The 13,418-nt window shown below is 53.8% G+C and carries 11 protein-coding genes; 4 read left to right on the top strand and 7 right to left on the bottom strand.

Translation table 11 applies throughout. The features are described 5' to 3' along the window. Positions 1–755: 755 nt before the first annotated feature. From eutC to eat, 3 genes are read right to left on the bottom strand one after another with little or no spacing between them, the layout of a single operon-like run. The gene (gene eutC / locus SC206_RS17660) at positions 756–1,559 is read right to left on the bottom strand and encodes an ethanolamine ammonia-lyase subunit EutC (protein WP_332739245.1); all 804 of its coding nucleotides are present in this window, start codon (positions 1,557–1,559) and stop codon (positions 756–758) included. Continuing rightward, positions 1,556–2,947 (bottom strand): ethanolamine ammonia-lyase subunit EutB, encoded by a 1,392-nt coding sequence (locus tag SC206_RS17655; RefSeq protein WP_332739244.1) that lies wholly within the window; start codon positions 2,945–2,947, stop codon positions 1,556–1,558. Before SC206_RS17655 ends, eutC begins: the two co-directional genes overlap by 4 nt. A 19-nt stretch (positions 2,948–2,966) precedes the next feature. Further along, positions 2,967–4,379 carry an ethanolamine permease gene (gene eat / locus SC206_RS17650; RefSeq protein WP_332739243.1) on the bottom strand — a complete coding sequence of 471 codons (1,413 nt, stop codon included), beginning with the start codon at positions 4,377–4,379 and terminating at the stop codon, positions 2,967–2,969. 318 nt (positions 4,380–4,697) lie between these two features. On the opposite strand from eat, the gene SC206_RS17645 reads away from it, so the two are divergent. Beyond that, positions 4,698–5,246, top strand: coding sequence for a nucleotidyltransferase family protein (locus tag SC206_RS17645; RefSeq protein ID WP_332739242.1), 549 nt, complete (start codon positions 4,698–4,700; stop codon positions 5,244–5,246). Here the strand turns inward: SC206_RS17645 and SC206_RS17640 are convergent. Beyond that, the gene (locus SC206_RS17640) at positions 5,229–6,158 is read right to left on the bottom strand and encodes a LysR family transcriptional regulator (RefSeq protein ID WP_332739241.1); all 930 of its coding nucleotides are present in this window, start codon (positions 6,156–6,158) and stop codon (positions 5,229–5,231) included. The two genes, SC206_RS17645 and SC206_RS17640, sit on opposite strands and share 18 nt — an antisense overlap. Positions 6,159–6,254: 96 nt before the next feature. On the opposite strand from SC206_RS17640, the gene SC206_RS17635 reads away from it, so the two are divergent. Continuing rightward, on the top strand, positions 6,255–7,283 hold the full coding sequence (locus tag SC206_RS17635; RefSeq protein WP_332739240.1) for a bile acid:sodium symporter family protein: 1,029 nt from the start codon (positions 6,255–6,257) through the stop codon (positions 7,281–7,283). A gap of 116 nt (positions 7,284–7,399) precedes the next feature. Here the strand turns inward: SC206_RS17635 and SC206_RS17630 are convergent, their stop codons facing one another. From SC206_RS17630 to zipA, 3 genes are all read right to left on the bottom strand, one after another. Beyond that, positions 7,400–7,636 carry a DUF3820 family protein gene (locus tag SC206_RS17630; RefSeq protein ID WP_332739239.1) on the bottom strand — a complete coding sequence of 79 codons (237 nt, stop codon included), beginning with the start codon at positions 7,634–7,636 and terminating at the stop codon, positions 7,400–7,402. Between the two features lie 5 nt (positions 7,637–7,641). Continuing rightward, entirely contained in the window at positions 7,642–9,672 is a 2,031-nt protein-coding gene (gene ligA / locus SC206_RS17625; protein ID WP_332739237.1) for an NAD-dependent DNA ligase LigA, read from the bottom strand. 100 nt (positions 9,673–9,772) lie between these two features. Next, positions 9,773–10,912: a cell division protein ZipA gene (zipA, locus tag SC206_RS17620; protein ID WP_332739235.1), complete on the bottom strand. Its 1,140-nt coding sequence runs from the start codon at positions 10,910–10,912 to the stop codon at positions 9,773–9,775. Positions 10,913–11,259: 347 nt separating this feature from the next. On the opposite strand from zipA, the gene cysZ reads away from it, so the two are divergent. Together cysZ and cysK are read left to right on the top strand one after the other, a co-directional pair. Beyond that, a complete protein-coding gene (gene cysZ, locus SC206_RS17615) occupies positions 11,260–12,006 on the top strand; it encodes a sulfate transporter CysZ (protein WP_332739233.1) in 747 nt (248 codons plus the stop codon). 153 nt (positions 12,007–12,159) lie between these two features. After that, a complete protein-coding gene (gene cysK, locus SC206_RS17610; protein ID WP_332739231.1) occupies positions 12,160–13,125 on the top strand; it encodes a cysteine synthase A in 966 nt (321 codons plus the stop codon). Positions 13,126–13,418 lie beyond the last annotated feature (293 nt).

Raw genomic sequence — 13,418 nt, 5'->3', positions numbered from 1 at the left:
TGAGCCCGGTGGAATACCGGGTTCATAGTGAAAAGTTGTAATAAAAACAGGTGTCCAAGTTTTGGGGTTCAGTGCAGTCGCTCGCCCCTTTGGAATCCCAAGCTTTTTTTCCATAGCTGTAACTTGAGAGCTGAAAAAGTTACATCGTTTCAGAAACCTTCGCGCGTGGCGTTGGTCGCGACGCTTCGCGCTTCCCTCACTACGTTCACAAGCCAAAAACGTCTTGTTCATCTTCGCTCAGCGCCGCCCTGATACCGCCAATTACAGCTATTAAAGAAAAGGCGGATACTCTTGTGCGGTCAAGGGCCGATCAATTAGGCTTGGTTTTGGAAATCAGCAACATCAGATAAAAATCAGTTTTAATTTGCAGGATTATCAGACTCAAAGTGTGAGTTGTCGAAAAACAAAAATTTATTATTTGAGGGATCGGCTTTTGACCGCCCAAGAGTTTCCGTTTTTGTAGTAAATTCTGTGATTGGCGGGATCAGGGCGGCGCGGAGCGGAGTGAAGAAGACGTTTTTGGCTTCTGAGGGAAGTGACGGGAGCGCGAAGCGCCGCGACCTACGCCACTCACCGTTCTACCTGAAACGATCTCACTTTTTAGCTCTCAAGTTGCACATTTGGAAAAAAAGCGCGGGATTCTCAAGGGTGTTCGCTTAGGAACATCCTTGAGGCGGTCTGCGCCGCCGCGCAGTAAGCGAAGCGCATGCAGTTGAATTTGAATTTAAATTTGAATTTAAAGTTGAATTTGAACTTCAAAAATTGCCTTTAGATTCCAAATCTAAAACTTGAGGATTATCACTCTCATCCTTGAGCGCCACCCCCGATAGACCCCGAACAAAGGCTTGTTCCAGCAACCACGCTAGCTTAAACGCCGCCTGCGGATAATCCAAACCCTCGGGTCGCACGTTTGAAATACAGTTTCTTTCCGACTCCATGCGGCGCGTGTGCGGGCCCCACGTCATGTAAATACCCAGACTGTCTGGAGACGACAGTCCGGGGCGCTCACCGATGAGAATGGCGACGGCTTTTGCCTTCATCACCTCGGCAATATCATCGCCGAGAGCGACACGCGATTGACGCGCCAACACGATAGGACCCAGTGTGATATTCAGCTTTTCAAGATAAGGCAAAAGCGCGGTAATCAGCGGCACGGCCTGACGATGCACGGCTTTCGAAGAGAGACCGTCGGCCACCACCAGCAGCAGATCGGCGGGCTGCGATGGAAGAGACTGCAAATAGTCGCGGCTCTCCTGCGACAGTTTGCGGCCAAGATCCGGTCGACAAAGATAGGTCGTGCGATCGGGCGCGGCGCTGTCGACACGTAACGTTTTCAAACCCAGCGCGTGAAGATCCGGCTCAAGTTCTTCACTGTTAAACGGCTGATGCACCGCATCGCGGGCCTGCGCGTGCGCCATGCCGAAACGCAGCACCTCGTCGGTCGGCAAACTTGCGCCGGTGCGGCCCAGCGCGATTCGCGCGGCGGTAAACTGTCGCAACGCTTCCCAAGGGTTGGCGTGAACCTGCGGAAGCGACGTTTTTTCATCCTCTTGGCTCATAAAACGCCTCCAAGCTGCGGCAGGTGATTTAACAACGGATGTGAGGAGCGTGCATCACGTAATCTGCCCGCGCCGTCGATAATTTTCATTTTCTCGAGCCATGCCGCAAACTCGGGCGCATGTTTTAGGCCCAGCAGTTCGCGGATGTACAATGCGTCGTGAAAAGAGGTGCTCTGATAATTCAGCATAATGTCGTCCGCGCCGGGCACGCCAATCAGGAAGGTTAATCCGGCAGTGCCGAGCAGAGTAAGCAGCGTGTCCATATCATCCTGATCCGCCTCGGCATGATTGGTATAACAGACGTCACAGCCGAGCGGCACGCCGAGCAGCTTGCCGCAGAAATGATCTTCAAGGCCCGCGCGAATAATCTGTTTGCCGTCGTACAGATATTCCGGGCCGATAAAACCGACCACGGTATTGACCAATAAAGGCGAAAAACGACGGGCGATGGCGTAGGCGCGCGCCTCGCAGGTTTGTTGATCGACGCCGAAATGCGCGTTGGCCGAGAGACAGCTGCCCTGCCCCGTCTCGAAATACATCACGTTGTCGCCGAGCGTGCCGCGTTTCAAGCTGAGCGCCGCCTGCTGTGCCTCCTCCAGCAGCGCTAAATTAATGCCGAAGCCGCTGTTTGCCGCTTCGCTGCCCGCGATGGATTGAAACACTAAATCCACCGGCGCGCCGCGCTCCACCAGCCGAATGGTGTTGGTAACGTGAGTCAGAATGCAGGACTGCGTCGGGATCTCGAAACGGCTGATCACGTCATCGAGCATATAATTTAGATTTTCCAGCAGCGGCAGGCTGTCGCTGGCCGGATTGATGCCGATTACGGCGTCGCCAGAACCATAAAGCAGCCCGTCGAGCATGCTGGCGGCGATGCCCTGAAGATTATCGGTCGGATGATTAGGTTGCAGACGCACGCTCATGTGCCCCGGTAAGCCAATAGTGTTGCGAAAACGGGTGATCACGCGACACTTCTTGGCGACGAGAATCAAATCCTGATTGCGCATCAGCTTGCTGACGGCGGCGGCCATTTCAGGCGTGATCCCTTTTGCGACGCGGGCCAGCGCGGCAGAATCAGTCTCTTCGGCAAGCAGCCAGTTACGGAAGTCGCCGACGGTGAGATGCGAAATTTCATTAAAAGCGGCGGCGTCGTGGCTGTCGATGATTAAGCGCGTGACCTCGTCCGTTTCATAGGGGATCAGCACCTGCTGCAAAAAGGTCTTGAGCGGCACCTCGGCCAGCGCCATCTTGGCCGCCATGCGCTCTTCGGCACTGTCGGCGGCGATTTCGGCAAGATAGTCACCCGAGCGCGCGGGCGACGCTTTCGCCATCAGCTCGCGTAAATCGGCAAACTGATAGCGGCGATGACTTAACGTCGTTTGAAACATAGCACTCCCTGGAAGCCGGTTATTTAACGCTTTTCACCGGAGCCGGACGTAAACCCCGCAGCTGCGGATCCGCTGCGGCATCGCTGCGCGCCTGATGTGTCAGTCGGAACCAGGCATAGGCCAGCAGCATCATGGCGGCGAAAATCAGGAACAGTAAGGTGTTGTAGTAAATCATCGCGCCAAGACAAACAAGGGCTAAAACCAGCGCCAATGCCGGTGCAAAAGGATAAAGCGGCGCACGGAACGGGCGAATAAGGCGCGGCTCGCTGCGGCGCAGTTTGAACAGCGCCGCCATAGAAATAATATACATTACGATAGCGCCGAACACCGACATGGTCACAATATTGGCGGTCAGCGGCTGGCCGCCGATAACAATTAGCTGATCCGAGAAAATCGCCGCAATGCCGACCACACCCCCAGCAATAATGCCGAGATGCGGAGTCTGGAAGCGCGCGTTGACGGTTGCCAGCCTTTTAGGCAGATAACCCGCTCGCGCCAGAGCAAAAATCTGCCGCGAATAGCCCATAATAATGCCGTGAAACGAGGCGATCAGCCCAAAGAGTCCGAGCCACACCAGCATGTGCAGCCAGCCGCTGTTGCTGCCGACAATCATTTTCATCGCCTGCGGCAGCGGGTCGTTGATATTAGCGAGCTTGCTCCAATCGCCCACGCCGCCGGCAAACAGCATCACGCCGAGCGCCAACACGGTCAGGGTTAAAATGCCGCCGATAAAGGCTTTTGGAATGGTGCGCTGCGGATCTTTCGCCTCTTCGGCCGCCATTGATGCGCCTTCGATAGCGAGAAAGAACCAGATGGCAAACGGGATTGCAGCAAACATCCCCGAGAATGCGCCCGAGGTGAAGGTGTCGCTACCGGCCCAGCCGCCGTGGGTAAAGTTGGAAATCTCAAAGCCCGGCGCGACGACGCCCATAAAGACCAGCAATTCAAAAATGGCGAGCAGCGTGACCAATAATTCAAAGGTGGCGGCGATGCTGACGCCGAGAATATTCAGCGTCATGAACACCAAATAAGCGCCGACCGCCACCCATTTAGGGTCGATGGTCGGAAACTGCACGTTAAGATAGGCACCGATTGCCATCGCGATAGCCGGTGGTGCAAACACAAATTCCACCAGCGTGGCGAAACCGGCAATGAATCCGCCGGTAGGTCCGAAGGCGCGATAGGCGTAGGCAAAAGGCCCGCCCGCGTGCGGAATCGAGGTCGTCAGCTCGGTAAAGCTGAAAATAAATGCGCAATACATCGCGGCAATCACCAGCGCGGTGACCATAAAGCCCAAGGTGCCGGCCTGCGCCCAGCCGTAGCTCCAACCAAAATATTCGCCGGAAATCACCAAGCCAACGGCGATTCCCCACAGGTGAAAACTGCCCAGCGTGCGCTTTAAAACGGGCGTGCTTTTTATTGTTTTCTGCATTTTTGGTTCCCCGGCGTGACGAAGCTACAGACTTAACTGTTTTAACCCCCGTTTTTATCAACGGCGGTTATCATGTAGAGGCTGTTGCAAAGGCTGTACCAACTTCGGGAAGGTTGAATTAACGGAGGTAAATCGGGCATTAGGTCTTTGCGTGCCTCATTTTGGCGCGTGCCGTTGAGGCAGCCGTCAATAACGGTGCGTCACTATTTTCTTATCACCGATCTTCTGTTTTCAGCTCACCGTTTATCTGCGGCTTTTTGGCAAAAACACAAATACGTCATCCCGCTTTGTTAAGATGAAAATTAAAGGAGAATGAAAATGACGCCAAACGAGCAGCAGATTATTGAATGGATTACGCAAGACGAGGCGCGAATGCAGGCGCTGCGCGCGGTTAAAACTCTGGGTCTTGAAGATGAGTGTCTGGCGGCGGGTTTTGTGCGTAATCTGGTCTGGGACAGAGTGCATGGCTATGAACAAACCACACCGCTTAATGATATCGACGTGGTCTACTTTAATCCGCATGACCTTAACCCCTTGACCGATCTTGATTATGAACAACGGCTTAACGCGATAGTTGCGCTACCGTGGTCGGTAAAGAATCAGGCCAGAATGCACCTCAAATATGGCCGCGCGCCCTATCGTTCGACCCGTGACGCGATAAGTTATTGGGTAGAAACCGAGACGGCGATTGGCGTGCGGCTTGATGAACACGACGCCCTCGAGCTGGTTGCGCCGCTCGGCGTCGACAGTCTGTTTGACTTTACTATTAGCGCCAATCCACAGCACGGCCAGCCTGAAGTGCTGCTGGCTCGGGCGGAGCAGAAAGGATGGATTACGCGCTGGCCCAAATTACGGATTGAAATCTAAACCAAATTTCTTACGTTTATCAGTAAGTTGCTGCGCCTGCTGGCTGACCACTTCCCAAATCGCCCGTGCAGCCGGGGTTAATGAGCGATTCTTGCGTTTTACCAACATCAGCGCGCGATTCACTTCAGGCACTAAAGGCCGAATCACCAGTCGACTCCCTGACGGCAGAGGCAGCGCCAGCGCGGGTAAAACGCTGATACCAATCCCCGCTTCGACCATCGGATAGAGCGTCGCCGGATGGCCGATTTCTTGTACCACCTGCGTTTTAACCATTAATTCGGCCAGCGCCTTGTCGATAAGCTGACGGCTGCCCGAAGAGTAATCTTGCAGCACTAACTTCGCATCGTTAAGAGCCGTCCAAGGAACCTCGTCGAGTGCGGCAAAGGGATTATCCTCGTGACACAGCAGCAGGAAAGGCTCATGGAGAATAATTTCGGTATCAAGGTCGTTGCAATAGCCTGGGTCGATCACAATCCCGAAATCAACCTCGGCGTTTCGCACGCTGTTCAGCACCTGTTGTTGCGATTGATCCCTGAGTAAAATTTGAATATCAGGAAACAGCTCGGCGCTGCTGGCGATACATTGTGGCATGAGATGTGCCGAAATAGTCTGGCTTGAGGCCACGCGCACCCTGCCATTCTGCTCCGTGCCAAAACTGCGGGTATCCAGTAGCATGGCGTGCAGCTCGTCGAGCAGCGGCTCAACGCGATTGGCGAGACGGCGTCCGGCGTCAGTGAGCGCCACTTCGCGGGTGGTGCGATCGAGCAGACGTACGCCCATCTCCCCTTCTAGCTCTTTAATGCTATGGCTAATGGCAGATTGGCTAAGGCCTATGACCTCGCCTGTCCGACTAAAACTGCCATAGCGCGCCACGGCGATAAAAATCTTTAGCTGCTTGAGCGAATAGTTCATGAATTAAATTCATTAATGGATTAAATAAATCAATTTTATAATTTTACCCGAAAAGTTCACTATAGCAGCCATGATTTCTTCATTATCGAGACAGCCATGAAATTACTCCGCTTTTTGCCTGACACTTTTACCCTGATGCTGGTGGCGACCGTTTTGTTAGCGACCTTACTGCCTGCTCAGGGCATTTACATCACCTTCTTCAACGACTTAACTATTTTTGCCATCGGCCTGCTGTTCTTTATGCACGGTGCCAAGCTTTCGCGCGCCGCCATTCTTGAAGGCAGCAACAACTGGCGTCTGCACCTGTGGGTGATGTTCAGCACCTTTATTCTGTTCCCAATTCTCGGGCTGCTGTTCCAGTGGTGGCATCCGGTTGATGTCAGCCCTGAAATCTACACCGGCTTCCTCTACCTTTGCGTGCTGCCAGCCACCGTGCAGTCGGCGATTGCCTTTACGTCGATGGCTGGCGGTAACGTCGCGGCGGCAGTGTGTAGCGCCTCGGCCTCAAGCTTGCTCGGCATCTTCGTTTCACCGCTGCTGGTCAGCGTGCTGATGAACGTGCATGGCGATACCGGCAATGGACTTGAGCAAGCCTGGCATATCGTGTTGCAGCTGTTAGTCCCGTTTATGGCGGGTCACCTGCTGCGTCCGTGGATTGGCAAGTTTGTTGATAAGCATAAGAAAATTATCGGCAAGACTGACCGTACGTCGATTCTGCTGGTGGTTTACACCGCTTTCAGCGAAGCCGTTACGCAGGGAATCTGGCACAAAGTCGGGCTGGGTTCGTTCGCGTTTATCGTAGGGGTTTGTATTATTCTGGTCGCAGTGGTGATTATATTTAACACCTACATGGCGCGCTGGATGGGCTTCTCGAAGGCCGATGAAATCACTATCGTGTTCTGCGGATCCAAAAAGAGTCTGGCCAACGGTATTCCGCTCGCCAATATTCTGTTCCCTGTTAGCGCGATCGGCATGATGGTGCTGCCGCTGATGATTTTCCATCAGGTTCAGCTGATGATCTGCGCCGTGTTAGCCAAGCGTTATCACAACAAGCAGGTCAAGATTGAAAATGAAAAGCTGCAAACAGCCGCACCTGCCGTGAAGAAACAGGCTAAAGTGAATTAATTCAGCTTTTGATAAACCTGATTAGTCGTCAATAAAAAAGCCGGTCGCATAAAGGACCGGCTTTTTACTATTCAGTATTTGTTCCGACGATTTAATTAAACGATTTAGTCAAAACATCACTCGTTTTGCAAGTTATGGCCGCCGCGTTTTAGCGGGGTAAGCAAATCCTGTAATCCCTCGATTTTAATCGCCAGCGCAATTTCCATCAGCATGCCCCACTTGCCTTCCGGGAATTCGCCCTTGCGGGCAAACCACAACAAATATTCTTCGGGCAGGTCGATAAGCAGCCTGCCCTGATATTTACCAAAAGGCATCACCGTGTTGGCGATTTCAATCAGATTCTCTTTTTCCACGCAGATTACCCCTGACTGAGATTAAGCAGGCGGATCATTTCCTCTTCATCGATCACTTCAATGCCGAGCTCTTGCGCCTTGACCAGCTTGGATCCTGCCGCTTCACCCGCGATCACCATGTCGGTTTTCTTCGACACGCTGCCGGTCACTTTAGCGCCCAGCGCGGTTAGTCGGTCTTTCGCTTCGTCGCGAGACAAAATAGAGAGCGAACCTGTCAGCACCAACACTTTTCCGGCGAACGGGCTGTCGATCTCTTCGGCTACAATCACCTTCGGCTCGGGCCAATGCAGGTTGACTTCAGGACTTAGCAGCTCGTCGATCACCTGCTGGTTGTGCTCTTCAGCCAGGAAGTTAACGACGTGTTTCGCCACGACATCGCCAACGTCCTGCACCTGTTTCAAGGAGTCGACATCGGCGGCACGCAGCGCATCAATTGTGCCGTAATGCGCCGCCAGATTGGCCGCCGTCGCTTCGCCAACTTCACGAATACCCAGCGCATAGAGGAAACGGGCAAAAGTCGTGGCCTTGGCTTTTTCGAGTGCGGCGGCCAGATTCTGCGCCGATTTCGGGCCCATGCGATCCAGACCCGTCATGATCCCGGCCGTTAGGCGGAACAGATCGGCCGGATTCTTGACGTATTCTTTTTCAACCAGCTGGTCGATAATCTTGTCGCCCATGCCGTCAACGTCCAGCGCGCGGCGCGAGACGAAATGTTTCAGCGCTTCTTTACGCTGTGCGCCGCAGAACAGGCCGCCGGTACAACGCGCCACGGCTTCGCCTTCGACGCGTTCGACGTCGGAATTACAGACCGGACAATGCGTCGGAAATGTCACTTCGCGCGCATCTTCGGGACGACTTTCGGCAACGATGCCCACGACCTGCGGGATCACGTCGCCCGCGCGGCGCACGATAACGGTATCGCCGATGCGCAGGCCCAGGCGTTCAATCTCGTCGGCATTGTGCAGCGTGGCATTGCTGACCATTACGCCCGCCACCAGCACCGGTTCGAGACGCGCAACCGGCGTTATCGCGCCCGTGCGACCCACCTGAAACTCAACGTCTTTGACCTGCGTAATCTGCTCTTGTGCAGGGAATTTAAACGCCGTGGCCCAGCGCGGCGCACGGGCGACGAAGCCCAGCGTCTCTTGCGTTTCAAGGGAATCAATCTTGATCACCACGCCGTCGATATCAAACCCAAGCTGCGGGCGGTCTTGCTCAACCTGATGATAAAACGCCAGCACTTCGTCGCTGCCAGTGCAGAGCTTCACGCGATCGCTGACCGGCAGGCCCCACTTTTTAAACTGCTGTAAACGCGCAAGATGACTCGGTGGCAACGTGCCGCCGTCCAGCGCGCCCACGCCATAGCAGAAGAAGGTTAAAGGACGTTTGGCAGTAATGCGCGGATCCAGCTGGCGCAAGGAGCCGGCGGCGGCGTTACGCGGATTGGCAAACACTTTTCCGCCCGTGCGACGCGCCTCTTCGTTTAGTGCTTCAAAACCGGGCTGCGGCATAAACACTTCGCCGCGCACTTCGAGCCGAGCAGGAATATTGTCGCCACTCAGGCGCAGCGGAATAGCGCGAATGGTGCGCACATTCATGGTGATATTTTCACCCGTCGTGCCATCGCCGCGCGTGGCGGCCTGCACCAACTCGCCGTTTTCATACAGCAGGCTGACGGCTAGCCCGTCGAGTTTGAGCTCGCAGCAGAAGGTCAGCTCGGTTTTGATTTTCAGTCGATCCTGCACGCGTTTATAAAATGACAGGAAGCTGCCTTCGTCGAATACGTTGTCCAGCGACAGCATGGGCACTTCGTGTCTAACCTGCTGGAAGGCTGAAATCGGCGCCGCGCCAACGCGCTGGGTCGGAGAATCGGGAGTGATCAGCTCGGGATGCGCCTCTTCAATCTGACGCAGTTCGCGCATCAGACGGTCATATTCGGCGTCGGGAATGGCGGGGGCATCCAGCACGTGATACTGATATTCATGATGACGCAGCTGGGCGCGCAGTTTTTCGAGGTCTTGTTGAATTGTGGCCATGGCTCACCATCTTAAAGATAAAAAACCCTCGACATGCCAACATGCGAGGGTTAGTAGGAGTGGGGCAGATTTTAGCTCATCCTGCGGCGTGAGCGAAGAACTAGGCGGTGTTTTCCAGTACTTCGCGGATTCGCGCTTTATAGGTTTCGAGCTTTTGCGGCGTAATCATTCGCCGTTCGTCGTCCCACACTACGGCACCCACGTCGTCGGCAATACGTTGCGCCGACTGAAGCAGCAGCTTGAAGTTCTGATGCGCGTCACCGAAGCACGGCACCATCATAAACAGCGTAATGCCCGGGGTCGAGAAATCAGACATATTCTCGGGGTCGAACGAACCGGGTTTCACCATGTTAGCCAGGCTGAACAGCACGGGGCCGCTACCGGACGGGCTGACGTGGCGATGGAAAATGTTCATCGCACCAAACTGGAAACCGGCCTGCAACACGCTTTGCAGCAAGACTTCGCCGCCAATAACGCCGCCATGATGAGCGGCAACGTGCAGCACCAGCACCGTTTCGGTCAGCTTCTCTCTGACCGGCTCGTCCTCTTCAAAATCAGGCTCGGCTGGCGCGAAAGGCTGAGGCTCGGCGCGTGCGGCTGGCGCGGCGTCGGCATGAATTTCAGCCGGTGGCACCGGAGCCGTATGCTCGCGAGCAGGCTGGGCAACGGGTTCGGCAGGTTCAGCCGCGGAGTAGCCGCTTAATAGCGGATCATCGTAGTGCGGCTGAGGTGCCTGCGAAGGCGCAGGTCGCTGCTGCGGTGCCTGTTGAACGGGACGCTGAGTATTGGCAGCAGGTTGAACAGGCTGTTGTCCGTTAACCGAGTGTTGTCCGTTAACGGGCTGTTGACCCGTAAACTGTTGTCCAGCAAGAGGTTGACCGGCCGGATGCTGCCCGGAAGGCGCTTGTCCGTGCTGAGGCTGATTCTGGACAGGTTGAGGCTGAGCAGGCGCCTGCGGTGCGCGCGGATCGGCGTGCATCGGGGCATACTTCTCGGCTTCATCGTAGCTTCCCAGAGTCGGCTCGTCGTGAGGATGGGCCGAGCGCACGCGCACTTCTCCCACCCCATCGACGAAATCTTCGTTCGGGGACTGCTCTCGTTCTTTTTTTACACGTTTAGCTGGTCGATCGCGGAAAAGCGAAGAGCGTTCTTTACGGCTGGTCCACAAACCGTGCAATAACAACGCAATTATGGCGATCGCACCAACAACGATTAATATCAGACGCAAATCCTGCATCATTGCTATCTCTGTTGTTCTTTATCCATCATCCTTCGAAATACAAGGCGTCGGTTTCTTTCACTTATCCTGTAAACCTAGTTGGCTAAGTTCGCAGGAATACGCTCGGTTGCCGCCTACCCGTCTCTCGAATGCTTTTGGGTAATAATTTATTGCCAACGCGGCAAACATCCACCTCTCTAACTCTATTTGGCTGAGTTGATAAGTGCAAGTCTGGACACAGTTTTATGCTAAGAAAGATGATTGCTGCCTGCTATTTGACTACTTTTCACCCAACAAGTGCCTAGTCAGTGCAAAATCATATCGATATGATAGCCCAGCCTATTCAATTGAGAGAGAAAATTTCTTTTATGTCGTCATCAGATGTCAATGGAGTGCACTATTTTTCGCAGGGATGGAAACTCATCTCTCTGCCCGGCATCCGCCGTTTCGTGATTATTCCCCTGCTGGTGAATGTCGTGCTGATGGGCGGCGCCTTTTGGTGGCTGTTTAATAGACTGGGTGAATGGATCCCCGCCCTGATGAGCCACGTTCCTGAATGGCTGCGCTGGCTCGATTACCTGATCTGGCCGATTGCCGTCGCCTCCGTGCTGCTGGTGTTCAGCTTCTTTTTCAGTACATTGGCCAATCTGATTGCCGCACCGTTTAGCGGATTACTCGCCGAGCAGCTCGAAGCGCGCCTGACCGGAAAATCGATTCCCGACAGCGGCATCTGGGGCATCATGAAAGACTTGCCGCGCATCATGAAACGCGAGGTGCAGAAGTTGGGCTATTACCTGCCGCGCGCCCTGCTGCTGTTACTGCTGCATTTTATTCCGGGCGTCGGGCAAACGCTGGCTCCCGTGCTGTGGTTCTTCTTCAGCGCCTGGATGCTGGCGATTCAGTATTGCGATTACCCGTTCGATAATCATAAGGTCAGCTTTGCCGACATGCGCCGTTCGCTGGGCCGAAACAAGGTCGATAATTTGCAGTTTGGCGCGCTGGTCAGCGTGTTCACGCTAATACCGATTCTGAATCTGCTGATTCTGCCGGTTGCCGTTTGCGGCGCGACCGCAATGTGGGTAGATCGCTATCGCGACGTGCACGTCAGACGCTAGCTTTTGTACTAAAATTAAAACTTATTTCGGAATTACATAACATATACCAATTGTTTACTTCACTGGGGTAAACGTTCGAGTATGCTTTTTATGGAATCCTCTTAATTTCATAACAATATCATCAAAAGATTACGACATAAGGTAGACACGGTTATGAGCAAGATCTTTGAAGACAATTCATTAACCATCGGCCATACGCCGCTGGTGCGCCTCAATCGTATCGGCAACGGACGCATTCTCGCCAAAATCGAATCGCGCAATCCAAGCTTTAGCGTTAAGTGCCGTATTGGCGCCAACATGATTTGGGAAGCTGAAAAAAGCGGCATTCTGACTAAAGATATTGAACTGGTTGAGCCAACCAGCGGCAATACCGGCATTGCGCTGGCCTATGTGGCGGCGGCGCGCGGCTACAAGCTGACCCTGACGATGCCTGAAACCATGAGCGTTGAGCGTCGCAAACTGCTGAAAGCATTGGGCGCTAATCTGGTGCTGACCGAAGGCGCGAAAGGCATGAAAGGCGCTATCGCCAAAGCCGAAGAGATTCAGGCCAGCGACCCTAACCGTTATCTGATTCTTCAGCAGTTCAGCAATCCGGCTAACCCGGCGATTCACGAGAAGACTACCGGTCCTGAAATTTGGGAAGATACCGACGGCGACGTTGACGTGCTGATTGCAGGCGTGGGCACCGGCGGCACCATTACCGGCACTGGGCGTTTTCTGAAAAGCAAGAAAGCCAGCATCACGTTGGTGGCTGTAGAACCGACCGATTCGCCGGTTATCACCCAGACGCTGGCCGGTCAGGAAGTCAAACCGGGTCCGCACAAGATTCAGGGCATCGGCGCAGGCTTTATTCCCGGTAACCTCGACCTCGAGCTGATTGACCGCGTATCGCTGATTACCAACGACGAATCAATGGATTACGCACGTCGCCTGATGGAAGAAGAAGGCATTCTTGCGGGTATTTCTTCCGGTGCAGCCGTTGCCGCCGCCGTTAAGCTTTCCGAAGAGCCAGAATTTGCCGACAAAACCATCGTGGTTATTCTGCCTTCCTCCGGCGAACGCTATTTGAGTACCGCATTGTTTGCAGATTTGTTTACAGAAAAAGAATTGCAACAATAGCCCTTTCTCAAAATGATTGAACAAAAAAGCACCTTAATTGGTGCTTTTTTGTGGTCCACATCAAACTTTGGTGCTGTTCGTGATTGATTTTCGCTGCCAGGTTTAGTATTTAACCCATCAATTATTTCGATGCGTAAAATTAATCGCTGATACAATTGCCTGAGGCTGAATCGATTTAACGATTTGTTGCAGCGCGGTAAATAGCGGCATAATGGAAACGGAACGGAAAAGAATCAGCAAGAGGCTGCAATGCGGTTTCTAAAGGTGAACTTTTCCATCAGCAACGTTTTACG

It is taken from the genome of Rouxiella sp. T17, assembly GCF_036663475.1.
Taxonomy (GTDB): Bacteria; Pseudomonadota; Gammaproteobacteria; order Enterobacterales; family Enterobacteriaceae; genus Rouxiella.
This window is presented reverse-complemented; position numbering and strand designations above follow the sequence as displayed.

Bases quoted from the DNA above. Each gene is read 5' to 3' on its own strand.
- SC206_RS17635 (WP_332739240.1), top strand. From the start codon at position 6,255: ATGAAATTACTCCGCTTTTTGCCTGACACTTTTACCCTGATGCTGGTG.
- SC206_RS17655 (WP_332739244.1), bottom strand. From the start codon at position 2,947: ATGTTTCAAACGACGTTAAGTCATCGCCGCTATCAGTTTGCCGATTTA.
- eutC (WP_332739245.1), bottom strand. From the start codon at position 1,559: ATGAGCCAAGAGGATGAAAAAACGTCGCTTCCGCAGGTTCACGCCAAC.
- zipA (WP_332739235.1), bottom strand. From the start codon at position 10,912: ATGATGCAGGATTTGCGTCTGATATTAATCGTTGTTGGTGCGATCGCC.
- cysZ (WP_332739233.1), top strand. From the start codon at position 11,260: ATGTCGTCATCAGATGTCAATGGAGTGCACTATTTTTCGCAGGGATGG.
- SC206_RS17640 (WP_332739241.1), bottom strand. From the start codon at position 6,158: ATGAACTATTCGCTCAAGCAGCTAAAGATTTTTATCGCCGTGGCGCGC.
- eat (WP_332739243.1), bottom strand. From the start codon at position 4,379: ATGCAGAAAACAATAAAAAGCACGCCCGTTTTAAAGCGCACGCTGGGC.
- ligA (WP_332739237.1), bottom strand. From the start codon at position 9,672: ATGGCCACAATTCAACAAGACCTCGAAAAACTGCGCGCCCAGCTGCGT.
- cysK (WP_332739231.1), top strand. From the start codon at position 12,160: ATGAGCAAGATCTTTGAAGACAATTCATTAACCATCGGCCATACGCCG.
- SC206_RS17645 (WP_332739242.1), top strand. From the start codon at position 4,698: ATGACGCCAAACGAGCAGCAGATTATTGAATGGATTACGCAAGACGAG.